The 23,430-nt window shown below is 72.1% G+C and carries 26 protein-coding genes; 14 read left to right on the plus strand and 12 right to left on the minus strand.

Translation table 11 applies throughout. The features are described 5' to 3' along the window. The first annotated feature begins 4 nt into the window (after positions 1-4). From AB0N03_RS34295 to AB0N03_RS34315, 5 genes are all read left to right on the plus strand, one after another. On the plus strand, positions 5-1,114 hold the full coding sequence (locus AB0N03_RS34295; protein ID WP_364380528.1) for an acyl-CoA desaturase: 1,110 nt from the start codon (positions 5-7) through the stop codon (positions 1,112-1,114). A 7-nt stretch (positions 1,115-1,121) separates the two neighbouring features. Beyond that, complete coding sequence (locus AB0N03_RS34300) at positions 1,122-1,322, plus strand: hypothetical protein (RefSeq protein WP_364380530.1); 201 nt, start codon at positions 1,122-1,124, stop codon at positions 1,320-1,322. A gap of 209 nt (positions 1,323-1,531) precedes the next feature. After that, a complete protein-coding gene (locus AB0N03_RS34305) occupies positions 1,532-2,839 on the plus strand; it encodes a sensor domain-containing protein (protein ID WP_364380533.1) in 1,308 nt (435 codons plus the stop codon). A 9-nt stretch (positions 2,840-2,848) separates the two neighbouring features. Next, entirely contained in the window at positions 2,849-3,493 is a 645-nt protein-coding gene (locus AB0N03_RS34310) for a response regulator transcription factor (RefSeq protein WP_364380536.1), read from the plus strand. A gap of 57 nt (positions 3,494-3,550) precedes the next feature. Continuing rightward, on the plus strand, positions 3,551-3,961 hold the full coding sequence (locus tag AB0N03_RS34315; protein WP_364380539.1) for a secondary thiamine-phosphate synthase enzyme YjbQ: 411 nt from the start codon (positions 3,551-3,553) through the stop codon (positions 3,959-3,961). Here AB0N03_RS34315 and AB0N03_RS34320 read toward each other — a convergent pair. Next, positions 3,899-4,903 (minus strand): ABC transporter permease, encoded by a 1,005-nt coding sequence (locus AB0N03_RS34320; RefSeq protein ID WP_364380541.1) that lies wholly within the window; start codon positions 4,901-4,903, stop codon positions 3,899-3,901. The genes AB0N03_RS34315 and AB0N03_RS34320 overlap by 63 nt on opposite strands. A gap of 105 nt (positions 4,904-5,008) precedes the next feature. On the opposite strand from AB0N03_RS34320, the gene AB0N03_RS34325 reads away from it, so the two are divergent. Next, positions 5,009-5,704, plus strand: coding sequence for a haloacid dehalogenase-like hydrolase (locus tag AB0N03_RS34325; protein WP_364380544.1), 696 nt, complete (start codon positions 5,009-5,011; stop codon positions 5,702-5,704). Positions 5,705-5,815: 111 nt separating this feature from the next. Further along, positions 5,816-7,930: a DUF2156 domain-containing protein gene (locus AB0N03_RS34330; protein ID WP_364380547.1), complete on the plus strand. Its 2,115-nt coding sequence runs from the start codon at positions 5,816-5,818 to the stop codon at positions 7,928-7,930. Here AB0N03_RS34330 and AB0N03_RS34335 read toward each other — a convergent pair. Continuing rightward, the gene (locus AB0N03_RS34335; protein WP_364380550.1) at positions 7,917-8,177 is read right to left on the minus strand and encodes a hypothetical protein; all 261 of its coding nucleotides are present in this window, start codon (positions 8,175-8,177) and stop codon (positions 7,917-7,919) included. The genes AB0N03_RS34330 and AB0N03_RS34335 overlap by 14 nt on opposite strands. Positions 8,178-8,260: 83 nt before the next feature. Between AB0N03_RS34335 and AB0N03_RS34340 the strand changes: the two genes are divergently transcribed. Further along, a complete protein-coding gene (locus tag AB0N03_RS34340) occupies positions 8,261-8,680 on the plus strand; it encodes a hypothetical protein (protein WP_364380553.1) in 420 nt (139 codons plus the stop codon). Here the strand turns inward: AB0N03_RS34340 and AB0N03_RS34345 are convergent. Both AB0N03_RS34345 and AB0N03_RS34350 read right to left on the minus strand, forming a co-directional pair. Continuing rightward, positions 8,677-9,570 (minus strand): hypothetical protein, encoded by an 894-nt coding sequence (locus AB0N03_RS34345; protein WP_364380556.1) that lies wholly within the window; start codon positions 9,568-9,570, stop codon positions 8,677-8,679. The two genes, AB0N03_RS34340 and AB0N03_RS34345, sit on opposite strands and share 4 nt — an antisense overlap. After that, positions 9,570-11,318 carry a proline--tRNA ligase gene (locus AB0N03_RS34350; RefSeq protein WP_364380559.1) on the minus strand — a complete coding sequence of 583 codons (1,749 nt, stop codon included), beginning with the start codon at positions 11,316-11,318 and terminating at the stop codon, positions 9,570-9,572. Before AB0N03_RS34350 ends, AB0N03_RS34345 begins: the two co-directional genes overlap by 1 nt. 123 nt (positions 11,319-11,441) lie before the next feature. On the opposite strand from AB0N03_RS34350, the gene AB0N03_RS34355 reads away from it, so the two are divergent. The 3 genes from AB0N03_RS34355 (at position 11,442) to AB0N03_RS34365 (ending at position 14,805) form a co-directional block, all read left to right on the plus strand. After that, positions 11,442-11,786 carry a VOC family protein gene (locus tag AB0N03_RS34355; RefSeq protein WP_364380561.1) on the plus strand — a complete coding sequence of 115 codons (345 nt, stop codon included), beginning with the start codon at positions 11,442-11,444 and terminating at the stop codon, positions 11,784-11,786. 261 nt (positions 11,787-12,047) lie between these two features. Further along, positions 12,048-13,886: a S1 family peptidase gene (locus AB0N03_RS34360; protein WP_364380564.1), complete on the plus strand. Its 1,839-nt coding sequence runs from the start codon at positions 12,048-12,050 to the stop codon at positions 13,884-13,886. Between the two features lie 16 nt (positions 13,887-13,902). Then, the gene (locus AB0N03_RS34365; protein ID WP_364380567.1) at positions 13,903-14,805 is read left to right on the plus strand and encodes a 2-hydroxyacid dehydrogenase; all 903 of its coding nucleotides are present in this window, start codon (positions 13,903-13,905) and stop codon (positions 14,803-14,805) included. Here AB0N03_RS34365 and AB0N03_RS34370 read toward each other — a convergent pair. From AB0N03_RS34370 to AB0N03_RS34380, 3 genes are all read right to left on the minus strand, one after another. Further along, complete coding sequence (locus AB0N03_RS34370) at positions 14,786-14,950, minus strand: DUF397 domain-containing protein (RefSeq protein ID WP_364380570.1); 165 nt, start codon at positions 14,948-14,950, stop codon at positions 14,786-14,788. The two genes, AB0N03_RS34365 and AB0N03_RS34370, sit on opposite strands and share 20 nt — an antisense overlap. Before the next feature lie 16 nt (positions 14,951-14,966). After that, positions 14,967-15,800: a helix-turn-helix transcriptional regulator gene (locus AB0N03_RS34375; protein WP_364380573.1), complete on the minus strand. Its 834-nt coding sequence runs from the start codon at positions 15,798-15,800 to the stop codon at positions 14,967-14,969. A 66-nt stretch (positions 15,801-15,866) separates the two neighbouring features. Continuing rightward, positions 15,867-16,820: a GNAT family N-acetyltransferase gene (locus tag AB0N03_RS34380; protein WP_364380576.1), complete on the minus strand. Its 954-nt coding sequence runs from the start codon at positions 16,818-16,820 to the stop codon at positions 15,867-15,869. A gap of 96 nt (positions 16,821-16,916) precedes the next feature. On the opposite strand from AB0N03_RS34380, the gene yaaA reads away from it, so the two are divergent. Beyond that, positions 16,917-17,663 (plus strand): peroxide stress protein YaaA, encoded by a 747-nt coding sequence (gene yaaA / locus AB0N03_RS34385; RefSeq protein ID WP_364380578.1) that lies wholly within the window; start codon positions 16,917-16,919, stop codon positions 17,661-17,663. Between the two features lie 7 nt (positions 17,664-17,670). Here yaaA and AB0N03_RS34390 read toward each other — a convergent pair whose 3' ends face one another. Further along, positions 17,671-18,741, minus strand: coding sequence for an FAD-dependent oxidoreductase (locus tag AB0N03_RS34390; RefSeq protein WP_364380581.1), 1,071 nt, complete (start codon positions 18,739-18,741; stop codon positions 17,671-17,673). Positions 18,742-18,825: 84 nt separating this feature from the next. Between AB0N03_RS34390 and AB0N03_RS34395 the strand changes: the two genes are divergently transcribed. Then, complete coding sequence (locus AB0N03_RS34395) at positions 18,826-19,380, plus strand: suppressor of fused domain protein (RefSeq protein WP_364380584.1); 555 nt, start codon at positions 18,826-18,828, stop codon at positions 19,378-19,380. Here AB0N03_RS34395 and AB0N03_RS34400 read toward each other — a convergent pair. From AB0N03_RS34400 to AB0N03_RS34410, 3 genes are read right to left on the minus strand one after another with little or no spacing between them, the layout of a single operon-like run. Beyond that, entirely contained in the window at positions 19,350-20,216 is an 867-nt protein-coding gene (locus AB0N03_RS34400; RefSeq protein ID WP_364380587.1) for a LysR substrate-binding domain-containing protein, read from the minus strand. The genes AB0N03_RS34395 and AB0N03_RS34400 overlap by 31 nt on opposite strands. Before the next feature lies 1 nt (position 20,217). Further along, a complete protein-coding gene (locus AB0N03_RS34405) occupies positions 20,218-20,457 on the minus strand; it encodes a hypothetical protein (protein WP_364380590.1) in 240 nt (79 codons plus the stop codon). Further along, a complete protein-coding gene (locus AB0N03_RS34410; protein ID WP_364380593.1) occupies positions 20,454-20,660 on the minus strand; it encodes a hypothetical protein in 207 nt (68 codons plus the stop codon). Before AB0N03_RS34410 ends, AB0N03_RS34405 begins: the two co-directional genes overlap by 4 nt. Before the next feature lie 99 nt (positions 20,661-20,759). Between AB0N03_RS34410 and AB0N03_RS34415 the strand changes: the two genes are divergently transcribed. Beyond that, a complete protein-coding gene (locus tag AB0N03_RS34415; RefSeq protein WP_364380596.1) occupies positions 20,760-21,656 on the plus strand; it encodes an MBL fold metallo-hydrolase in 897 nt (298 codons plus the stop codon). 203 nt (positions 21,657-21,859) lie between these two features. Here the strand turns inward: AB0N03_RS34415 and AB0N03_RS34420 are convergent, their stop codons facing one another. After that, the gene (locus AB0N03_RS34420; RefSeq protein WP_364380599.1) at positions 21,860-23,398 is read right to left on the minus strand and encodes an NAD(P)/FAD-dependent oxidoreductase; all 1,539 of its coding nucleotides are present in this window, start codon (positions 23,396-23,398) and stop codon (positions 21,860-21,862) included. Positions 23,399-23,430 lie beyond the last annotated feature (32 nt).

Consider the following 23,430-nt stretch of genomic DNA (forward strand, 5'->3'; position numbering starts at 1 on the left):
AGCCATGACCGGTCTGCAGGACCGCCTGACCCCGGAACAGGTCGAGGAATTCGGCCGCGAGCTCGACGCGCTGCGGCAGCGGATCGTCGACGACCTGGGCCAGGAAGACGTCGACTACATCCACACCATCATCAAGACCCAGCGCGGCCTGGAGGTCGCCGGGCGGGCGCTGCTGTTCGCCGGGTTCTTCCCGCCCGCGTGGCTCGCCGGCGTCGGCGCGCTGTCGGTGGCCAAGATCCTCGACAACATGGAGATCGGCCACAACGTCATGCACGGCCAGTACGACTGGACGCGCGACCCGGCGCTGAGCTCGCAGCGGTTCGAGTGGGACACCGTGGCGCCGGCCGAGAACTGGCGGCACTCGCACAACTACATCCACCACACCTACACCAACATCGTCGACAAGGACCGCGACGTCGGGTACGGGATCTTGCGGATGGACACCGCCCAGAAGTGGCACCCGTACTACCTGGGCAACCCGGTGTACGCGACGCTGCTGGCGCTGTTCTTCCAGTGGGGCGTGATGCTGCACGACCTCGAGGTCGAGAACGTCGTCAAGGGCGAGCGGTCGTGGGCCGAGAACCTGCCGGTGTTGCGGCGCATCCTGCGGAAGGCGTCGCGGCAGGTCGGCAAGGACTACGTCCTGTTCCCGCTGCTGACCGGGCCGCTCGCGCCGCTGACCTTCGCCGGCAACGCGACCGCGAACCTGGTCCGCAACCTGTGGTCGTTCTCGATCATCTTCTGCGGCCACTTCCCCGCCGACGTAGAAAGCTTCACCGAGGAGGAGACGGCTTCGGAGTCACGCGGGCAGTGGTACCTGCGCCAGATCCTCGGCTCGGCGAACATCACCGGCAGCCCGCTGTTCCACATCATGAGCGGCAACCTGTCGCACCAGATCGAGCACCACCTGTTCCCCGACATCCCGGCACGCCGTTACCCGGAGATCGCGGGAGAGGTGCGCGCGATCTGCGAGAAGTACGGGCTGCCTTACCACACGGGCCCGCTGCACAAGCAGCTCTGGTCGGTGGCGAAGAAGATCGTGAAGCTGGCCCTCCCGCAGAGTTCGCCGTCGCCGGTTACCGTGGAACCCGACCGGCAGCTCCGAGCAGCGTGAGGGTGACATGGTGGGCCAGTTCGAACGGGAGAAGGACACCCTGCAGGTGATCACCGAATCAGCCGCGACGCACGTCGGCAACATAGCTTCGATCATCACGGGCGCGGTTCGCGACATCGCCCGCGAGACGGGTGATTGGCTGACGGACGTGATCGAGATGCGCGAAGCGGCGCAGAAGGCCCGGGAGGACGACCCAGACGCCCCGTGACCCGAAGTTCGTGAAGGCCACCTTGAGGAACTTGAAGTTCCTCAAGGTGGCCTTCACGTCTTTCCGCCACCGGAAATGTCGGTGCTCGCCGGTAAAGTGGAAAACGGGGGCGCCCCCGCGGGCAGGCGGCGCACCCGAGGCGGCGTTCGCCACGCGCCGCTCGAACCGCGCCCCGGTGCTTTCCCGGGCCACGCCAGGGGGAAAACCGGATGGGCAGAGCCCCCGGCCCCAGCCAGACTGGTCCCGTGACCAGCCTCGACGTCCCCCGCCCCCACCTGCTGCGCCGCGTCTTCGGGCCGCTGGCCGCGCGCGACTTCTGGGCCGAATACGCCTGGCTGTGGCTCTCCGGCCCGCTGACCCTCTTCTCGCTGCTCAGCTTCTTCGTCCTGCTCGCGCTCGGCCTCTCGCTGACCCCCGTGCTGTTCGGGTTCCTCGTCCTGGCCGGCGCCATCCACTACGCCCGCGGCCTCGGCGCCGCCCACCGCCGGCTGGCGAAAGCCCTGCTCGGCGTCAGCGTGCCCGCCCCGCGCCGTCCCGAGCTCAAGCCCGGGCTGTGGGCCTGGGTCCGGGCCCGCGTCGGCGATCCCGCGGGCTGGCGCACCGCCGGCTACCTGCTGCTGCGGCTCCCGCTGACCTTCGCCGGGCTGCTCACGATGGTCTCGGCCACGCTCTACGCCCTGGCCGCGATCCCCTTCGCCGTCTTCTGGTTCCCGCTCGGCGAACAGCGCCTGCCGCTCTTCGACATCTACGCCGACAACTGGGCCGGTGCGCTCGCCTGGTCGGCGTCCGGGTTGCTGGTGCTCGTGGCGCTCCCGTGGGTGACGCACGCCTTCGTCGCCCTCGACCGGCTGCTGGTCGTCGGCCTGCTCGGCACGCGGGAGCTGTCCGAACGCGTCCGCGACCTCGAAGCGAGCCGCGCGACGGCGGTCGAGGACTCCGCGCTGCGGCTGCGGCGCATCGAGCGCGACCTGCACGACGGCGCGCAAGCCCAGCTCGTCGCGCTCGCCATGAAGCTCGGGCTGGCCAAGGACGAGCTCGAAGACCTCGACCTCCCGCAGGTCAAGCAGCTGGTCACCGCCGCCCACACCAACGCCAAGCAGGCCCTGATCGAGCTGCGCGACCTCGCCCGCGGCATCCACCCCGCCGCCCTCGACGCGGGGCTCGACGTCGCGCTGGCCACCCTGGTCGCGACGTCCGGGATGGACGCGCGGGTCGCCGTCGACCTGCCGCGCCGCCCACCGCCGTCGCTGGAGACGATCGTCTACTTCAGCGCCGCCGAGCTGCTCACGAACGCCGCGAAGCACGGCGGAACGACGACGTACGTCGAAGTCACCGAAGAGCGGGACGTCCTCTGGCTGCGGGTGCGCGACCGCGGCCGGGGCGGTGCGCGAGTCGTCCCGGGCGGCGGGCTGGCCGGGGTCGCGGAGCGGCTGCGGACGGTCGACGGCGAGCTGACCGTCGCGAGCCCGGTGGGCGGACCGACCGAAGTGACCGCGCGGGTCCCACTGCCCCGCTAGGGTCGCGGCATGCGGATCGTCATCGCGGAGGACTCGACCATCCTGCGCCAGGGCCTCGTCGAGCTGCTGACCTTCCGCGGCCACGAGGTCGTCGCCGCGGTGAAGGACGCCGACGCGCTGAAAACCGCCGTCGAGGGCCACACCCCCGACGTGTCCATTGTGGACATCCGGATGCCGCCGACGCACACCGACGAGGGCCTGCGGGCGGCGATCTCGCTGCGCCGCGAGTCGCCGGGCCGCGCGATCCTGCTGTTCTCCCAGTACGTCGAGACGAAGTACGCGGCCCAGCTGCTGGCCGACCGCGCGGGCGGCGTCGGCTACCTGCTCAAGGACCGCGTCGCCGAGGTGTCGGACTTCCTCGACGCGCTGCGCCGGGTCGCGGACGGCGAGACGGTGCTCGACCCGGAGGTCGTCAGCCAGCTGTTCTCGGCGACGCGCCAGACCGACGCGCTCAGCGGGCTCACCCCGCGGGAGCGCGAAGTGCTGGGGCTGATGGCGGAAGGCCGGTCGAACTCCGCGATCGCCGCGAAGCTGTTCCTCTCGGCCGGGTCGGTCGAAAAGTACGTGACGTCGATCTTCGGCAAGCTCGGCCTGCCACCGTCCGAAGGGGACAACCGCCGGGTGCTGGCGGTGCTGCGCTACCTGGATTCCTGAGCACCGCGGGCAGGCAAGTTCCCCCGGCAACCCGCGAAGGAGCCTTAGGCTGGGCCCATGTACTCCACCGAGATCGAGGTCCGCACCGGCTCCGAAGCCATCGTCCACGACCTCACCCACGAGGCCGAGTCGTTCCTGCGCGACGCGGACGCGGCGGACGGGCTGCTGCACGTCTGGGTCCCGCACGCCACCGCCGGGCTGGCGATCCTCGAGACCGGCGCCGGCAGCGACGAGGACCTGCTGACCGCGCTCGACGCGCTGCTCCCCCGCGACGGCCGCTGGCGGCACCGGCACGGGAGCCCGGGTCACGGCCGTGACCACGTGCTCCCGGCGCTGGTGCCGCCCTACGCGACGATCCCGGTGCTCGGCGGCGTCCTCGCGCTGGGGACCTGGCAGTCGATCTGCCTAGTGGACACCAACCTCGACAACCCGGTCCGCAAGGTGCGGTTCAGCCTCCTCGCGGGCTGACCGGCCGGGCCACAGCGCCGCCAGGAGACCCGCGGCCAGCAGCGCGCCGAGCACCCAGACGCCGGTCGTGACGTCGGGCGCGCCCGGCACGCCCTGAAGCAGGCTTCGCAGGCCTTCGGTCGAGAAGCGGAACGGCGTCCACGACCACAGCAGCGTGCGGTAGGCCGGGTTCAGCAGCTCCGGCACCTGCCCGGCGACCGCGGGCGCGACCAGGTAGAGCGGGCCGAGCACGGCCATCGCGCGCAGCCCGAGCAGGCGCAGCAAACCCGCCTGCAGGGCCGCGAACGCCGTCGCGGCGAGGAAAACGAACCCCAGGACACCGGCGTCGAGCGGCAACGTGGCGTCCCACAGCGCGAAGAACCCGGCCACGGCCGCCGTCACCAGCACGCCGGCGCCGATGACCTGCAGGAGCCGCGCGCCGGCGCCGACCGTGCGCCCGGTGCGCTTGGCCAGCTGCGTCAGCGCGAGACCCGCGACGAGCGCGCCGATCCAGGCCAGCGCGGACGCGGCCAGCGGCGCGGTTCGCCCCGCGACGCTCACCGGGTGCAGCACTTCCTGCTTCGGGGCGCTCCCCAGCGCGGACGCCGCGCCGGTCAGTGCCTGCTGCGCGACCTGGGTACCGGCCGGGTTGACCGCCCCCGACGTCACGATGGTCGCGGACGGCCCCGGCCCGAGCTCGAGCACGCCGTAGACCTTCTTGTCCTCCAGCAGCTTCCGCGCGTCGACCGGGGTCGCGACCGTCCATTCGAGCTGACCGCCGCCGTGCGCGGCGATGCGCTGCGCGATCTCCGGCGGCGCGGCGACCGCGACCGGGACGCCGTCCGGCGCGGCCGTGGCCTGCGCGCCGAAGGTGAGGAACCCGAGCACCACGGCCACCAGCGCGCCGGCCACGGCGGCGACCAGGGCGAGCGCCCCGGCGGGGCGCCGGACAGGACTGGTCATGACAGCCTCCATTTATTCGTCGCTTGTTGAATTAATAGCCAAGGTACGACGGCGCCCCCAAGAAGTCAACGCGTGTTGAATAGTGCCGCCGGTAACCTCGACCCCGTGACGAAGAAGCGCCTGGTGCTCTGGGACATCGACCACACGCTCGTGGACTTCGCCGGCTTGGGCGCGGCTTGGTACGCGGCCGCGTTCACCGCCGCGACCGGGGCGACCCTGCGCGTCGACCCGGTGTTCGGCGGCCGCACCGAACTGGCGACCACCACCGAACTGCTCACCGCGAACGGCTTCGAACCCGCCCGGGACACGATCGAAGCGCTGTTCAAAGCCCTGGTCGCCGAGTCGGAACGCGCGGCGCACCGCTTCGCGGCGGAGGCCCGCGCGCTGCCGGGCGCGGCCGAAGCGCTGACGGCGTTCGCCGGGGACGACGGCGTCGTCCAGTCGCTCGTCACCGGCAACCTGCCGGAGATCTCGCGGCACAAGCTGGTCGCGTTCGGCCTGCACGAGCACCTCGACCTCGACATCGGCGGCTACGGCACGCTCTCGGTGCACCGCCCCGACCTGGTCCCGCACGCGGTGGGGCTGGCGGCGGCCAAGCACGGCACGCCGTTCGACGCCGACGCGGTGGTCGTCGTCGGCGACACCCCTAACGACGTCAAAGCCGCCCTGGCCCACGGCGCTCTTTCGATCGCGGTGGCGACCGGGCTCTACAGCGCCGGCGAACTGCGGGCGGCCGGCGCGCACATCGTGCTGCCGGACCTCGCCGACACCGACGCCGTGAAGACCGCCGTCTTCAGCTGAAAGTCGTCCTCCGGAGGGGGTGGGCATCAGTCAATGGGAGGACCCCTTAGGGGTAAATCTCCTTCCTTCGCCTGATGTGGCCGGAGGCGGCTGTTCGCCACACTTCCGGGCATGACTGAAGCAGCGTCGGCGGCCGGGCCCGCCGGAGGGGGACGCATCCGCGGCACGATCGCGGTGCTCAGGCAACGCCTGCCGTTCACCAGCAGTGTGGTGCTCGCGATGCTCGTGCTGGCCGTCGTGTCGGGGGCGCTCTGGAACGCCGCCGAAGACCGCGCGGCCTACCCGTTCGTCGCCTACGGGCTGCCGTCGCTGGAGGCCGGCCGGTGGTGGACCATGTTCACCGGGCCGTTCTTCGCCGTCGTCCCCTGGTTCTACCTCCCGATGGTCGGCAGCTTCGCGCTCTTCGCCGGCTTCGCCGAGTGGCAATTGGGGACGCGGCGCGCGATGGCCGTGACCATCGGCGGCCAGTTCGTCTCGGTGCTCGTCGCGACCCAGTTCCTCGCGCTGTGCAGCAACTCCGGCTGGCTGTGGGCCGAGCGCATGGCGGGCAGCCTCGACGTCGGGTTCTCCGGCGGCGCGCTCGCCGCGGTCGCGGTCGCCAGCGCGACGCTGCGGCCGCCGTGGGCGCTGCGGCTGCGGACCGGGCTCTGCGTCTACGCCGGGGTCGCGATCGTCTACGTCGGCACGCTGGCCGACCTCGTGCACTTCTTCGCGCTGCTGGCGGCGATCCCGCTCGGCAACCGGCTGGTCGGCTCGCGGCGGGTGCCGTCGACGGGGCCGAACCCGCGGGAGTGGCGGCTGCTGACCGTCGCCGGCCTGCTGCTGCTCACCATCGCCGAGGTCGTGATGTTCCTGGTGCCCGGTGACGGCCCGTTCGGCTCCGCCGAAGGGGTTTCGCTGTCGGCGCCGGAGCTGGCGGTCCTCGTCCTGGTCGTGGTGCCGATGCTCAACGGGCTGCGCAAGGGCAGCCGCGTCGCGTGGCGCTGGGCCGTCGCGTTGTCGGTCTTCGTGACCCTGCAAGGACTCGCCACGGCCACGGTCTACGGGCTGGCCGAGGTCTTCGGGTCGGACTACGACACCACGGGCCTGCCGCTGTTCTTCGTGGACAATCTCTTGTGGACGGTCGAGCTGGGCGTCCTGATCGCCGCGCGGCACGCGTTCCGGGTCCCGTCGCGGCGACGGCTGCGGCGGCACGCGCAGGGTCCCGGGGCGGCGCTGGCCCGCACGCTACTCGGGCACCACGGCGGCAGCACGCTGTCGTGGATGACGACCTGGCCGCGCAACACCTACTTCGTCCGCGAGGACGGTCGTTCGTACCTCGCTTACCGCCGGCACGCGGGCGTCGCCGTCGCGCTGGGCGACCCGATCGCGCCGGACGGCACGGCGGCGGCCACGGTCACCGAGTTCACCGCGATGTGCGAGAACACCGGCCTGGTGCCGTGCGTGTTCTCGGCGACGGAGGCGACGGTCGCGGCGACGCGCGAGCAGGGCTGGCAGCACGTCCAGGTCGCCGAGGACAACGTGCTCGACCTGGAGGGGCTGGAGTTCCGCGGCAAGGCGTGGCAGGACGTGCGATCGGCGCTGAACAAGGCCGCCAAGCAGGACATCGACTTCCGGCTGGTCCGCTTGGCCGACCAGCCGGAGCCCATCCTCGCCCAGGTCCGGGCGCTGTCGGAGGAGTGGGTGTCGGACAAGGGCATGCCGGAGATGGGCTTCACCCTCGGCGGCCTCGACGAGGCGATGGACCCGGCGACGCGCGTCGGCCTGGCGGTCGACGCGGAGGGCACGGTCCACGGCGTGACGTCGTGGCTGCCGGTCCACACGGGCGCGGGCAAGGTGGGCGGCTGGACGCTGGACGTCATGCGCCGCAGCGCCCACGGCTTCCGCCCGGTGATGGAGTTCCTGATCGCCTCGGCGTGCGTCCAGTTCCGCGCCGAGGGCGCGCGGTTCGTCTCGCTGTCGGGCGCACCGCTGGCCCGCAGCGCTTCCGGCACTCCGGCGCGCACGGTGGACCGGGCGCTGGAGTCGCTGGGGCGGGTCATGGAGCCGTACTACGGATTCCGTTCCCTGCACGCGTTCAAGGCGAAGTTCCAGCCCCGGCGCGTGCCGCTGTACCTGGCTTACCGCGACGAGGCGGACCTGCCGCGGATCGGGCTGGCGCTGAGCCGGGCCTACCTGCCGGACGTCCGGCTGCGGGAGCTGGCGAAGCTGGTCAGCAGGCGCTGAGGTCGCTGCTCGGCTGCGGAGGCCGGCCCTTCCAGCGACTGACGACGTCCTCGGTCTTTTCGATCGGGGTGTCGTCGGTCAGCCGGAGCCAGTGCCCGTTGCGCGAGTCAGCGAAGGCGAGCATCACGCCGGGCGCGGTGTGCTCCATCCGCCGCCCGTCGCGATCTCCGGCCCGCGGTGCAGGGCGGACCCGGTCATCCGGCAGGCTCCGCACGAGGTCGAACGAGACGACGACGTGGTGCACCAACCTCGGAGTGGGCGCTGGACGCTCAGCTTGCCGAACCCGCGCCCTCGGCAAGTACCCTGAGACACCGGAGTGGAGGAGGGCACTTGTCCGAGGGAACGGTCGGTCGCCTGTACTTCGGCCGCGACGACGCGGTCACCGGCATGGGGCTCAGGGTCAGTCAGTCCCGCGACTTCCAGCTGCTCGACCTGCTCATCGAGGCTTGTCAGCGCCTGCTGCGTCAGAGCAGCCGGCTGCCCCTTCCCGGTGGGGCGCACGAGCAGGTCTCGGGCGAGGTTTCAGCCATCCTCTCGAACACTGCGGCCACCCGGGAACATCTCTTCGCGGGCGCCGACGGAATCGACGCGTTCGGGCACGTCGTCCAAGCCGCGCAGTATCTGAACGAACTGGCGGAACGGCTCGTGAAGGCAGGACTCGGCCAGCGGGATGGCGGCATGGTCCGCGCCCTCATCGCGTCGTCCCGTCAGCTTCAGGACGAGATCGGCGGCGGCTACACGCAGAGTTAGCGGTAGGTGGCCGGCGGCGGGGTGATCGTGCTCCGGTCCGCCGCCGGCACGAACCGGTAGCTCTTCAAGATCCCCAGCAGGTCGTCGCGGATCGTCGGGCCGGAACGGTCGCTGTCCGCGTACGCCACCACGACCCCCGACGCGCTCCCGTTGCCGAACGCCATCGCAGCGACCAGCGCGTGCTTCGCCGCACACTCACCCGTTGCCGCCGGGATCACTTCGGCGACCACGATCCGGGCCGGGGCCTTGGTGCCGTCGGCTTTCGTGAGCTGGGCGTCCGTGCCCGGGCCGGCCTGGGATGTCCCGCCGTACGCGCCGGTCGCCAGATCCGTCGCGGCCTTGCGGGCCGCTGCCTCGGGATCGGCGAGTGGCTCGGTGGTGACGCCCGCGCCGCCCAGCGTGTCCCGGGCGCAGAAGTCCTTGCCCAGGAACGCGCTCGTGATCAGCCGGATCGACGGTTCGTCCCAGCCGTGCTGCGTGGTCGGCGCGGGTTCCCAGTTCGGCGGGACGTCGTAGGCGTACGAGCCGTCTCGCGCCGCGACGGACTGCCAGCCGCTCGTCACCGCGGGGACGACCGTCCGCGGCGCCGGCGTCTCCACCCGCGGCGGACGCGAAGTCGGCGTCGACGACGCGTGGTGGGTCTTGCCGACGCCCAGCGCGTTCAGCACTCCGGCGATCAGCGCGATGAGTACGAGCCCGAGCCACGGCGCCCGCCGCCACTTCAGCGGCTTCGGCGCCGGGCGGATCCGCTTCGGCGGTGCCCTCGGCGGTTCAGGCGAGGGTGACGGCGCGGGCGCGTCCGCGGGTTCGTAACCGCCGAACCCGCGGAGCGCCGCGTTGTCCTCGTACCCCGGCGTCGTGTCGTCCGAACGCCGGGAGAACAGGCCCATCAGGACCGGACGAGCTTGACCAGGTGCTCGACGATGGCGTCGACCGCGATCTCCTCGCGCTCGCCCGTGCGCCGGTCCTTGACCTCGACGACGCCGTTGGCCAGGCCGCGCCCGACCACGAGGATGGTCGGCACGCCGACCAGCTCGGCGTCGGCGAACTTGACGCCCGGTGTCGCCTTGCGGTCGTCGAGGATGATCTCGAGACCGGCGGTGTCCAGCTCGGCGGCGATCTTCTCGGCGCCGGCGCGCACCGCGTCGTCCTTGCCCGCGATGACGACGTGCACGTCGAACGGCGACACCTCGCGCGGCCAGATGAGGCCGAGCTCGTCGTGGTTCTGCTCGGCGAGGACGCCGACCAGCCGCGAGACGCCGACGCCGTACGACCCCATCGTGATCCGGATCGGCTTGGAGTCGGGGCCGAGCGCGTCGAGCTCGAACGCGTCCGCGTACTTGCGGCCGAGCTGGAAGATGTGCCCGATCTCGATGCCGCGCGCGGCGACCAGGGTGCCGTGGCCGTCCGGCGACGCGTCGCCCTCGCGGACCTCGGCGGCCTCGATGGTGCCGTCCGGCGTGAAGTCACGGCCGGCCAGCAGGTCGACGACGTGGTGGTCGACCTTGTCGGCCCCCGTCACCCAGGCGGTGCCGGGCACGATCCGGGGGTCGGCGAGGTAGCGCACGCCGTTGTCCTGCAGCGCCTTCGGGCCGATGTAGCCCTTGACCAGGAACGGGTTCTTGGCGAAGTCGGCCTCGTCGAGCAGCGCGACCTCGGCGGGCTCGAGCGACGCTTCGAGGCGCTTCATGTCCACTTCGCGGTCACCGGGGAGCGCGACGCAGACCAGCTCCCACTCCTGGGCGCCGGGCTTGCGCGCCTTGAGCATGACGTTCTTCAGCGTGTCCGCGGCGGTGAATTCGCGGCCGAGCCCGGCGGCGTTGAGGAAGTTCACCAGCGACTCGATGGTCGGCGTGTTCGGCGTGTGGTGCACCTGCGCGTCGGGCCGGCCCTCGATCGGCTGCGCCGCCGGCGCGGGCGTCACGACGGCTTCGACGTTCGCCGCGTAGCCCGACTCCGTGCTGCGGACGTAGGTGTCTTCGCCCGTCTCCGCGACCGCGAGGAACTCCTCGGACGCCGAGCCGCCCATGGCCCCCGACGTCGCCTTGACCACGACGTATTCGAGGCCGAGGCGGTCGAACAGCTTCGTGTAGGCGCCGCGGTGGGCCTGGTAGGAGCGCTCCAGGCCCTCGTCGTCGAGGTCGAAGGAGTACGAATCCTTCATGACGAACTCGCGGCCGCGCAGGATGCCGGCGCGGGGGCGCGCTTCGTCGCGGTACTTCGTCTGGATCTGGTAGAGCGTGACGGGGTAGTCGCGGTAGGAGTTGAACTCGCCCTTGACCGTCAGCGTGAAGAGCTCTTCGTGCGTCGGGCCGAGGAGGTAGTCGGCGCCCTTTCGGTCCTTCAGGCGGAAGAGAGCGTCGCCGTACTCGGTCCAGCGGCCGGTCGCCTCGTAGGGCTCCTTCGGCAGCAGCGCGGGGAACTGGATCTCCTGCGCGCCGATGGCGTTCATCTCGTCGCGCACGATGTTTTCGATGCGGCGCAGCACGCGCAGGCCGAGGGGCAGCCACGAGTACCCGCCCGGGGCGACCCGGCGGACGTAGCCGGCGCGTACCAGGAGCCGGTGGCTCGGTACCTCGGCGTCCGCCGGATCCTCGCGCAAGGTGCGAAGGAACAACGACGAAGTCCTGGTGATCACTGCGGGGCTCCCTGCTCCGGGCGGGTGTGAAAGTCCCGCTCAGGGTAGTCACTCCCCCGGCCGTGACTCCAACGGGTTACTCGGCGGCCGGTTTTTGTCGGTGGTGGCCGCTAGCTTCGGGGTATGGCGATCCACCTGGGCATGATCACGATCGACTGCGCGGATCCGCGCAGTCTGGCGGAGTTCTGGACGGCGGCGCTGGGCACGGCGGTGGCGCAGGACTACGGAGGCGAGTTCCTGGTGCTGGCGCCGCCCGAGGGCGGGCTGCCGCTGGGGTTGCAGCGGGTGCCGGAGCCGCGCGCGGGCAAGAACAGGGTCCATCTCGACTTCGGTGGGGACGATCGCGGGGCGGAGGTGAAGAGGCTCGTGGGGCTGGGGGCGACGGAGGTGGCGGAGCACGAGGTACCCGGGTTGGCGTGGACCGTGTTGACGGATCCGGAGGGCAACGAGTTCTGCGTATCGGGATGAGGTGAGCGGCGCGCGGGGTTCGTGAGGCGGACGGACACAGCCGGGTCCGGGCCGCGGGGTCGAGCCCGAGCACGCTCGGCCGTTCGGATCAGCGCTCGCCGATATCCCCGTTCCGACCCTGGCGACCTGGCGGCTCGCCCCGCTAGCATCGCGCCGCAGGGAACGGGGAGGTCCTTGGTCAGCGGTGACCCGCGACGTGTCCTGTTCGCGAAATTTCCGACTCCACAGCTCGAATCACTGCTCGAATCCACAGGGGGATCCATGCTGCCCGTCAAGGGTGTCTTCAGCGCGTCCGGACGAGCCAGAGCCGGGGCCGTGCTCACCGCCGTCGCGGTCGCCGGCCTGGTGGCCGCCGTGCCGAGTGCCGCCGTCAGCGGGGGCCCTCCCGCTCCCGACGGCTCCTACACCTTCGCCGCCCGGGTCGAGGTCGGCAGCGCCCACGGGTGCAGCGGGGCCCTCGTCGCCCCGCAGTGGGTGCTCACCGCCGCGAGCTGCTTCCCGGAGAACGCCGGCCAGGCCGGGCCGCCGAAGCCGGCCTCGAAGGCCATCGTCGGCCGGGGCGCCACGCCCGGCACCGAACGCGCGATCGTCGACGTCCTCTTCCGGGCCGATCGCGACGTCGCCCTCGCCAAGCTGTCCGCGCCCGTCGCCGGCGTCACCCCGGTCGCCCTCGGCACCACCGCCCTCGCGGCCGGCGACTCCGCGCTCGTCGCCGGGTACGGCCGCACCGCCACCGAGTGGGTGCCCGATCGGCTGCACACCGCCGCCGTCTCCGTGCAGAGCAGCACCGCCACCACCCTCGCCATCCTCGGCGACCCGGCGTCCGCGACGACCTGCCAAGGCGACGCCGGCGGGCCCCTGCTCCAGCAGCGCAACGGCGTCACCGAGCTGGTCGGGCTGCACCACACGTCGTGGCAGGCCGGCTGCCTCGGCTCGGCCGAGACCCGTCAGGGAGGCATCGAGACCCGCGTCGACGACATCGCCGCTTGGATCGGCCTGCGCCTGCGCGGCGACGCCTACACCGCGTTGCCCACCGCTCAGCGCGTCCTCGACACGCGCACCGAGCAAGGCGGCCATCACCAGCCCCTGACGGCCGGCGAGTCCGTCCCGGTCACCATCCCGGATCTGCCGGTGAGCGCCGGCGCGGTCGCGATCAGCATCGTCGGGACCGGCGGCACGGCCGGTACCTTCCTCACCGCGTACGGCGACGCGCTCCCCACGACGTCCAACCTCAACCTCGGCGCCGGCAAGACGGCCGCGGTCATGGCCGTCGTCCCCGTCGGCCCGGACAGGAAGATCCAGGTCCGCAACAACGCCGGCTCGGTCGACGTCCTCGTCGACTACCTCGGCTACTACAGCGCCTCGGGCGAGGCGACGTACCAGCCGAACGACAAGCCGGCCGAGGTCCTCGACACCCGGACGTCGCTCGGCGGCCACCCGGGCAAGCTGACCGGCGGCGAGATCGTCACCGTTCCGGTCCGCGGGGTGGCGGGCGTGCCCGCGGACGCCGTCGCGGTGGCGGTCAACCTCACCGGGACCGAAACCGACTCCGAGACCTTCTTCAGCGTCTTCGCCCAGGGCTCGCCCGGCCCGTCGACGCTGAACGTCGCCACGGGCGAGGACCGCGCAACGCAGTCGCTCGTGCGCATCGGCGACGACGGCGCCATCCGCGTCTTCCTCCACCACGGCCAGGGCCACGCGCTGCTGTCGGTGGCGGGCGCCTTCGTCCCCGGCGACGCGGGCAGCCGGTACGCCGCGCTGTCCACCTCCGTCCGCCTGCTCGACACTCGGGCCGCGACACCGCCGGCGCCGCTGGGCCCGGGCGGGATCGTCACGGTGCCGGCCGGCGACCTGCCGTCCGGCGCGACCGCGGCGGCGGTGAACCTCACCGACGCGCAGCCGAGCATGAGGTCGTTCCTCTCGGCCTGGTCGCACGACCTGCCCTACAGCGGAGTCCCGTCGACGGTGAACGCCTCGCCCGGCGAGAACACCTCCAACGCGGCGACGGTCCGCCTCGGCGCCGGCGCGCGCTTCGACGTCCGCAACTCCGCCGGCTCGACGCACCTGGTCGTCGACCTGCAGGGCTACTACACGCGCTAGCGGGTAGAAAGGCGGCATGAGCGCTCGCGTACTGCTGCCGTGGACCGACATCGAGGTACCGGAGGGGCTCGACGCCGTCTACTACGACGGCGTCGAACCTCCCCCGGCCCAGCTGGCCGACGTCGAGTTCTACGTGCTGCCCTACGACCGCGGTCCCGAGCCGCCGAAGCTCATCAAGGAGCTGCCGTCGCTGCGGGTGGTGCAGTCGCTGTCGGCGGGCGTCGAGACGCTCGTGCCGCTGCTGCCCGAGGGGGTGCGGCTGGCGAACGGGCGGGGGCTCCACGACCTGAGCGTCGCCGAGCACGCTCTCGCGCTGATCCACGCGGCGCAGCGCGACCTACCGCGCTGGTTCGCGCAGCAGACGCGCGGCGAATGGACGCGCGAGCACACGCGGTCCCTCGCCGACAGCCGCGTGCTCCTGGTCGGCTACGGCTCGATCGGGCAGGCGATCGAGCGCCAGCTCCTCGCCGCGGAAGCGGTGGTGACCCGGGTGGCGAGCCGCGCGCGGCCGGACGACGGCGTCCACGGCGTCGCCGAGCTGCCGGACCTGCTGCCCGAGGCCGACATCGTGGTGCTGATCCTCCCGGACACGCCGGCGACGCGCGGCCTGTTCGACGCGAAGGCCCTGGCCGCTCTCCCGGACGACGCGCTGGTGGTGAACGTCGGCCGCGGCACGGCGATCGACACGGACGCCCTCCTGGCCGAGACGCGCACCGGCCGCCTGCGCGCGGGCCTCGACGTCGTGGACCCGGAACCGCTGCCCGCGGACCATCCACTGTGGACGGTGCCGGGCGTGGTCATCACCCCGCACATCGCCGGCGGGTCGGCGTCGTTCTATCCGCGCGCGAAGAAGCTGGCGGGCGAGCAGCTGCGGAGGTACGTGCAGGGTGAGGAGCTGCTCAACCTCGTAGAGCACTGACGACGGCGGCCCAAGCAGCGGGGGTGACGGTCAGTTGCCCCTGCTCACGGGCCTTCGTGTCCCGGACGCCGATAGAGTGATCGAGCTTCACCTCGACGCAGTCCGACTGCCCACCGCTGTAGCTCGACTTGCGCCAACCGTTCATCCCGTGGCCTCCCGAACTATCGCGCGACCTCCCGAAGCAGGGCTCGGGTGGCGTCGTCGCCCAAAGCTGTACCGGCCAAGATCCTAGCCTGCTTCCGGTACTTGCCGACAACATCGGACTCGTGCAGGAATGCCGTCGCGTGCGAGCTTTCCAGGTGCACGATCGAGGGCAGATCGGCGAACTCGTACAGGATGAACGAGCCGATCAGCCCGGGGTGGTAGCCGATGTTCGCAGGCACGATCCGCAGCGAAACGTTCGGCAGCGTCATCATTTCCAGCAGGTGGTCGATCTGGTCCGACATGATGTCGGTGCTGCCGATCGCCTCACGGACCGCGACCTCACCGATGAGTGCGCTGAGGCGGACCGGGTCGGCCTTCGTGAGAACGCGCTGCCGGTTCAGCCGCGCGATGAGCATCGCGTCGGCCTGTTCCAGGCCGATCTCCGAATTGCTCAGGATCGTGCGGGCGTAATCGGCCGTCTGCAGAAGTCCGGGCACGATCGCGTGGTACCAGTTCGTGATGCGGGTGGCGGTGCGCTCGTACTCGACGATGCCGCTCAGCGCGGGCGGCAGATCCGACGGGTTGGAATCCAGCCAGTTGTCGTCCTTCGCACGCCTGGCCAGGCGCATCATGCGCTCGTACGTCGCGTCGTCGATCTGGAGGGCGCCCAGCAGCCGGGCGATGTCCTCGGGGCCGGGGACGCGTTGCCCCTTTTCCCACGCCGACAGCAACTGCGGCAGAATCCGCACCATCCGGGCAAGTTCGCGCAGTCCTTTGCCCCGCGTCATCCGCAATTCGCGCAGCGACGCGGCCAGCGCTCTGGCACCCGGGGACGCGGAAGTCGGCTTCATGAGGCGATGGTACGAATGCCGTCCATTCCCCGATCAGCGGTGGGGTGTCCCGAATTCAGGACAGTTTCAGGAACGGACGTACACGTGCCATTCGTCCTCGACGCGATATCCGCACCGCTCGTAAACCCCCAGGGCGCGGTGCGCGTTGTCGACGTCGACGTTCAGCGCCGACCGGGCGAATCCCGCGGCTTTCGCCGCCAAGAGCGTGTGCCCCAGCAGCCCCGACGCGACGCCGCGGCCGCGCAGGACCGCCCGCGTTCCCACCCAGGTGGCGTAGTGCTCGCGGATGCCCGTCGCCGCGGCTTCGGACTGGTAGAAGTGGCTGAGCACGAACGCCAGGACCTTGTCGCCGTCGAGGACGAGGAACGACACGTCCGGGCGGAAGTCCTTGGAGCCGGTGACCAGGTGGTGCCAGGCCTCCGGCTCGTAGGCCGTACTGCCCCAGTGGCCGGCGAAGGTGTCGTTGCGGGCGTCGAGCGCGGCGAGGTCGTACTTGAAGTCGAACGGCACCGCGGTGACGCCGTCCGGCAGCGGCGGCTGCGGCGGCAGGTCGGCGAGGCCGACGCGCATGTTCACCATCGTCCGCTGGTGCGTGAAGCCCGCGCCGGCGAGGACACCGGTGATCCAGCGCTCGTGCTGGTGCCGGCCGTGGTGCAGTTCGAACGGCGCGCCGGGGAAGGCGCGCTCGTTGACCTCGCGGCTCGTCCGCGAAAACCACTCGACCAGGTGAGCGCCGACGGCGTCCGTCCGATGCATCGGGTGCACCACCGACTGCAGCCGGATCATGTGCACCGGGTCCGCGGCGTCGCGGCGGCGGATCAGGCCGTAGCCGGCGAGCGTCTCGCCCGCCCAGGCGCCGGTGGTGGCGCGGGCCAGGTCGATGTTGGGTCCTTCGAGCTCGTCGCGGAGGTCTTCGTCGCTGAAGTGGTCACCGGTCCGGTCGACTTCCTCGGCCGCGGCGTACAGCCGGGTGAGCGCGGGGACGTCGTCGAGGGTCAACGGGCGCCAGGTGAGGTCCATGGCGGGAGGCTAGGCCGGGCGGCGGCGTCCGCGCACCCCGATTTACCGATCCGGCCAGAGGTCGGATCGGTAAATTCGGCACAGTACGCTCGGTGCGTGCTGGTGCTCCTTCCTCCTTCCGAGACCAAGGCCGACGGCGGCCGCGGCGGCCCCCTCGACCTCGGCGCGCTGTCGTTCCCCGAGCTGAACCCGGCACGCGCGAAGCTCGCCGACGCGCTGGTCGAGCTGGCCCGCGACGTCCCGGGCAGCGTCGCGGCCCTGGGTCTCACCGAGCGCCAGGCCGGGGAGGTGGCGCGCAACGCGGAGCTGCTGACGTCGCCGACGATGCCGGCGCTGCGCCGCTACACCGGCGTCCTGTACGACGCGCTCGACGTGAAGAGCTTCACGAAGGCGGGCCTGGAGAAGGCGCACCGGCGGCTGGCGGTGACGTCGTCGCTGTTCGGCGTGGTGTCGGCGACCGACCCGATCCCGGCGTACCGGCTTTCGGGCGGGAACTCGCTGCCGTCGCTGGGGACGGTCCGCGGGCACTGGAAGCCGGTGCTCGAACCGGTGTTGCGGCAGGTGGAGGGCCTGGTGGTGGACCTGCGCTCGGGCACGTACTCGGCGTTCGCGAAGCTGCGCCCGGACGCGGTGACGGTCCGCGTGGTGACGCAGAACGCCCGCGGCGAGCGCGTGACGGTCAGCCACTTCAACAAGGCCTACAAGGGCCGCTTGGCGCGCGAACTGGCGATCACGCGGGCCGAACCGTCCACTGTGGACCAGCTGGTGAAGGTGATCAGGAAAGCGGGCCTGGCGGTGGAGCGCACGGGTGACTACGCGCTGGAGCTGGTCACCGAAGGCTGACGGCCGTTCAGAACCGGTCCGGGGCGAACGGCCTCAGGTCGAAGCCCAGGTCCTCCCCCAGCGCGATCGACGCGACCAGCTTCCCCGCGAACGGCGCGTTCGTCAGCCCGCCCGCGCCGAAGCCCGTCGACACCGTCAAACCCGGCCGCAGCGAACCCAGGATCGGCAGGCCGTCCGGTGTGCCCGGGCGGAAGCCGACGCGGGTCTCCGTCAGCGTCGCGTCCGCCAGGCCCGGGGCCACCGTCAGCGCGTTGTCCAGCACCTCGCGCTGGCCCGCCGCCGTCACGCGGTAGTCGAAGCCGGATTCCGCCTCGCGCGTCGCGCCCGCCACCACCCGGCCGCCGCCGAACGCCAGGAGGTAGTGGCTCGTGCGCGGGAGCACCACCGGCCACGCCGACGTGTCCGTGCCCGGCAGGTCGAAGTGGCTGATCTGGCCGCGGTGCGGCGTCACCGGCAGGTCGATCCCCAGCGGCGCCAGCAGTTCCCGGCTCCACGCGCCGGCCGCGACCACGACGCTGTCCGCTTCCAGCGGGCCCGACGAGCTCACCACCGTCCCGTCGGCGCGGAACGCGACCTCGCCTTCGAGGAACTTCGCGCCCCGGCGTTCGGCGCCCGTCAGGAGGGCCCGGCGCAGCTGGTGGCCGTCGACGCGCCCGGCGCCCGCCAGGTGCACCGCGCTCAGTCCGGGCGCCAACGCGGGGAACAGTTCACGCGCCTGCGCGGAGTCGAGCCGCCGGATTTCCCCGATTTCGGGCGCGTCCGCCGCCCGCGCGGTCAGCCGGTCGTGCGCCTCGGCCAGCTCTGCGTCGTCGGCCGACACGACCATCCCGCCGACGACCTCGAACGACGAATCCTCGAGCTCGGCCGCGAACTCGCGGTAGTACCGGCCGGCCGCCGACGCGAGCGGGTAAAGCGCGTCTTCCCAGCGCGACGTCCACGGGCTGACGATTCCGGCGCCGGCTTCGGTGGCCGTCCCCGGCCGGGCCGCGTCCGCCACGACCACCTCCGCGCCCCGGCCCGCCAGGTGCCAGGCCGTTGCCGCGCCGCCGATTCCGCTGCCGATCACGAGCACTCGCATGTCCCCCACCCTGCCCGATCGTGCCGCGCCCGGGCCACCAGGACTGCCTCACGCACTCGACCGGCCGGTCGTATGCTGCGCGCCATGCCGAGCCGTGCCGAGCGGTATGTCGCCCATCTCGACACCCTGACCGGGAGCACCGAACCCCGGCTGCAGCCGATTCCGTCGACCCACGCCGGGCTCGACGACGTCATCGCGTTCGTCTACGCCGACGAACCGGAGCCGAGATACCTGACCGGGGTGACGTACGGCCTTTCGCTGGCCGACCACGTCGAATGGCACGGCGTGAAACCGGAGCTGTGGATCAGCGTCCGGTCCGACGACCCGGTGTGGGCGCTGGCCATCGGCTACCTCGCCGAGCAGTTGCGGGGCACCTGCCCGTTCGTCTACGGCGACACCATCGACTTCGGCGAGCCGATCGCGCCCGAGTCCGAAATGACCGCTTTCGCCGTGTGCGCACCGGCCGGCCTCGACGCGGACCAGTACACGCTGATCGACATCGGGGGCGCGCCGATCAGCATCGCCGGCTGCTTCCCGGTGCACGACACCGAGCGCAAGTACATCCGCGAGCACGGCATCGACGCGTTCTGGCAGCTGGACTGGGACCTCTACGACGTCCGTCGCCCGCCGATCGTCTGATACGCGGCCGACGCGAGCCCCACGAACGACCGGACCAACGGGCTCGCGTCCTTCCAGGCGACGACCACCGGGTTCGGCGCCAGGTCGGTCAGGGGCACGACGGTCAGCTCGCCCGGTGGCCGGTGGCCGAGCGGCATCAGCCCGACGGTCCCGTTCCACAGCACGGCCTGCAGGCATTCCTGCACGGCGCGCACCACCGGCCCCTCACGCGGCTCGCCGCCGTGCCAGTACGACTGCCAGACCGGATCGGTGCCCTCCGGGAACCGGAACCAGCGCCGGCCGGCCAGGTCGGCCAGCTCCAGGTGGTCGCGGCGGGCCAGCGGGTCGTCGGCGCGCAGCACCGCGCCCACCGGGTCTTCGCGCAGCCGGTGCACCGTCAGGCCGGCCTCGTCGAAGGGCCCGCGGGTCAGGGCGACGTCGACCAGCCCGGCGCGCAGGCCGCACGTCGGGTCGGTCAGGTCCGTGTCGCGGACGCGGACCTCGAGGCCCGGGTGCTGCCGGCGGTAGGCGTCGGCCAGCCGCGTCGCGTCCGGGTCGGCGCTGTCGGCGAGGAGGCCGACGGTGATCGTCGCGGCGCCGGCCGCGGCGGCCACGCGCACCCGCGCCCGGTCGGCCTGGTCGAGCAGGGCGCGGGCCTCCTCCAGCAGCGTCGAGCCGGCCGGGGTGAGCGCGACGCCCGCGGCCGAGCGCACCAGCAGGACGGCGCCGACGTCGGCCTCCAGCTGCTTGACCGCGCGGCTCAGCGGCGGCTGGCTCATGTGCAGCCGCGCGGCGGCCCGCCCGAAGTGGAGTTCTTCGGCGACCGCCACGAAGTAACGCAGCGTGCGCAACTCCATCTCAGCCCGGCTGCCCGGCCTCGAAGGGCCAGACCTCGTCGGGGAACACGCGCACCCACCAGTGCGGCTGGACGTCCCGCAGCCGCAGGGCCCGCCACCGGCGCGGGTCCGCGGGCTCGGGCACGGCGACCTCGACGTCCGGGCCGTGGGCGAAGAGCCGTTCCTGGCAGACGCCGCAGGGCGCGAGGATCCAGTAGCCGCGCTCTTCGTCCGCGGCGGTCACGCACACCGAGCCGGTCACGCGCCTGTCCAGCTTGAAGGCTTCGCAGATCGCGCCGGTTTCGTGGCACAGGCTGACGCCCTGTTCGGGAATTCCGGTGCCGTGCTCGTGAGCACCGTGCCGTCGTCGAGGCGCAGCGCCGCCGCCCCGGACCACGGCGTGCCCCCGAGCCGGGTGCGCGCCAGCGCGATCGCCGCGTCCACGAGTTCCTGATCCACCGCCATAGCCGAACAGTAACCCCGACCGGCGACGATGTCCGCCGGGTATCGGCGCCACGAGATCGGTCTTGGACGGCTTGGGTGTCCCGGCGGTGGAATCGAGGGATGACCGACCTGACCGATCCCGCCGTGCGGGTGGCCGGGGCCCGGGAACTCGCCCCGGACCTCCTGGTGATCCCGAACGACCGCGTCGACCTCGTGCCCAACATCGGCGTCATCGGCGGCACGGACGCCGTCCTGGTCGTCGACACGGGCCTCGGCACCGCGAACGCGTCGGAGGTGCTCGCGTTCGCGGCTTCGGTGGCGAACGGCCGCCGCCTGTACCTGACGACGACGCACTTCCACCCCGAGCACGCGTACGGCGCGCAGGTGTTCGCCGGCGCGGCGACCTACCTGGTCAACCGCGCCCAGGCGGACGACCTCGCCACGAAGGGCGCGGGCTACCTCGAGATGTTCCGCGGCTTGGACCCGGTGGTCGCCGCCCGGCTGGCGGACGTCCGGGTGCCGGCACCGGACGAGGTCTACGACGGCTCGCGGGAGCTCGACCTGGGCGGCCGGATAGTCCGGCTGCGGCCCACGGGCCGGGGCCACACGGTCGGCGACCAGGTGGTCGAGGTGCCGGACGCGGGCGTGCTGTTCACCGGCGACCTGGCCGAGACCGGGCAGTTCGCGATCCTCCCGTGGTTCCCGCCGCACGACACGGACGTGACCGGCGTGGGGTGGCTCTCGGTCCTGGACCGGCTGGCCGCCCGCGAGCCCCGGGTCGTGGTGCCCGGGCACGGAGAGGTCGGTGGTGTTCCGGTGCTCAATGACGTCCGCGACTACCTGCGCGAGCTGCGGGACGAGACCTGGCGCCGGCGGGACGCGGGTCTCGGGGTGCGTGAGATCGCTGCCGAGGTGCGTTCGCTGCTCGTCGAACGCCATCCCGGGTGGGCCGGGCAGGAGTGGATCGAGCCGGGGGTCGGGTGCCTGTGCGCCGAGCACGATGCCGCTCGGGGGTGATGCTCGTGGGTGATGGTGGGACCGTCGGCCGGTGTGCGGTCGGGCCTCGCGCCCTGCGCTGCCGTACGAGCCGGCGCCGGGCGCGCGCCGGTCGCCGGTGGCGGCAAGTGCTGTCGGGCAGGGCAGATTCGCCAGGCCAGAGGTCTTGAATGAGTCATTCGGGACCGCCGGAGACCTGACTGACTCATTTAAGACGTGGGGCCTCAGTCCGCCCGCGCGTCCAGCACCGCCATCGCCGCGTTGTGGCCGGGGATTCCGCTGACACCACCTCCCCGCACCGCTCCCGCGCCGCACAGCAGGACGCGTTCGTGGGGCGTCTCCACTCCCCACTTGCCCACCTGCGCCGGGTCCGTCGCGAACGGCCAAGCCAGGTCGCGGTGGAAGATGTGCCCCGCCGGAAGGCCCAGCTCGGCCTCCAGGTCGAGCGGGGTCTTCGCCTCCACGCAAGGCTTTCCGTCCGGGCCGGTCAGCAGGCAGTCCTCGATCGGCTCGGCCAGCACGCTGTTCAGCGAAGCCAGCGTCGCGCGCAACGCCGCTTCGCGCGCCTCTTCGTTGCGCCCCTCGAAAAGGCGCGCCGGCATGTGCAGGCCGAACAACGTCAGGGTCTGCACGCCCGCCGCGCGTTCGGCCGGGCCGAGGATCGACGGGTCCGTCAGCGAATGGCAGTAGATCTCGCACGGCGGCAGCGTGGGGATCTTTCCCGCCGCCGCCTCGCGATAGGCCGTCTCCAGCTGGGTGTACGTCTCGTTGACGTGGAACGTGCCGCCGAACGCCTCGGCCGGGTCGACGTGCGGGTCGCGCAGCTTCGGCAGCCGTGACAGCACCATGTTCACCTTCAGCTGCGCCCCTTCCGGGCGCTCCGGTGGCTCCTCGCCGAGCAGCCGCGCCAGCGTGTCCGGCGCGACGTTCGCCAGGACGTACCTGCCGCGTACGACGTGTTCGGCGTCGTCACGGCGGTAACGCATCTCGCCGCCGGGGTCGACCGACAGCACCTCCGCCCCGGTCACGAGCCGCGCGCCCGCCGCGGAAGCCACCGACGCGAGCGAGCCGGTGACCGCGCCCATGCCGCCGACCGGGACGTCCCAGTCGCCGGTTCCGTTGCCGATCACGTGGTAGAGCAGGCAGCGGTTCTGCCGCAGGTCCTCGGCGCCCGCCGCGGCGAACGTGCCGATCAGGGCGTCGGTGAGCACGACGCCGCGGACAGTGTCGTCGCCGAACCACGACGTGAGCGTCTCGCCGATCGGCCGCTCGAACAATGCCGACCACGCCTCGGCGCCGCCCACTCGCGAGCGGAAGTCCACTTCGGACAGCAGTGGCTCGGTGAGCGTGCCGAAGACGCCTTCGGCGACACCGCCGGTCAGCTTCGAGAACCGGCGCCACGCCGCGAAGTCCGACGTGGACCCGGTGACCGCGCGGAACGACGCCGCTGTCCGGCCGTCGTCCCCCGTGTCGACAAGGAGACCCGAGTCGCCCGTGGGCGTGTAGGACGACATCCGGCGCCGCTTCAGCCGCACGTCGAGACCGAGGTCGGCCACGATCTTCTTCGGCAACAGGCTGACCAGGTAGGAATAGCGCGAAAGCCGGACGTCGACACCCTCGAACGCGCGGAACGACACGGCGGCGCCGCCGGTCTCGCCGCGCCGTTCGAGCACGAGCACCGACCGGCCCGCCCGCGCCAGGTACGCGGCCGCCACCAGCCCGTTGTGGCCGCCGCCGACGACCACGACGTCGTAGGAATCCATCCACCCCTCCTCCAGGGCCTCGGCAAAGTCGC

Source organism: Amycolatopsis sp. NPDC051061, from assembly GCF_040682935.1.
Lineage (GTDB): Bacteria > Actinomycetota > Actinomycetes > Mycobacteriales > Pseudonocardiaceae > Amycolatopsis.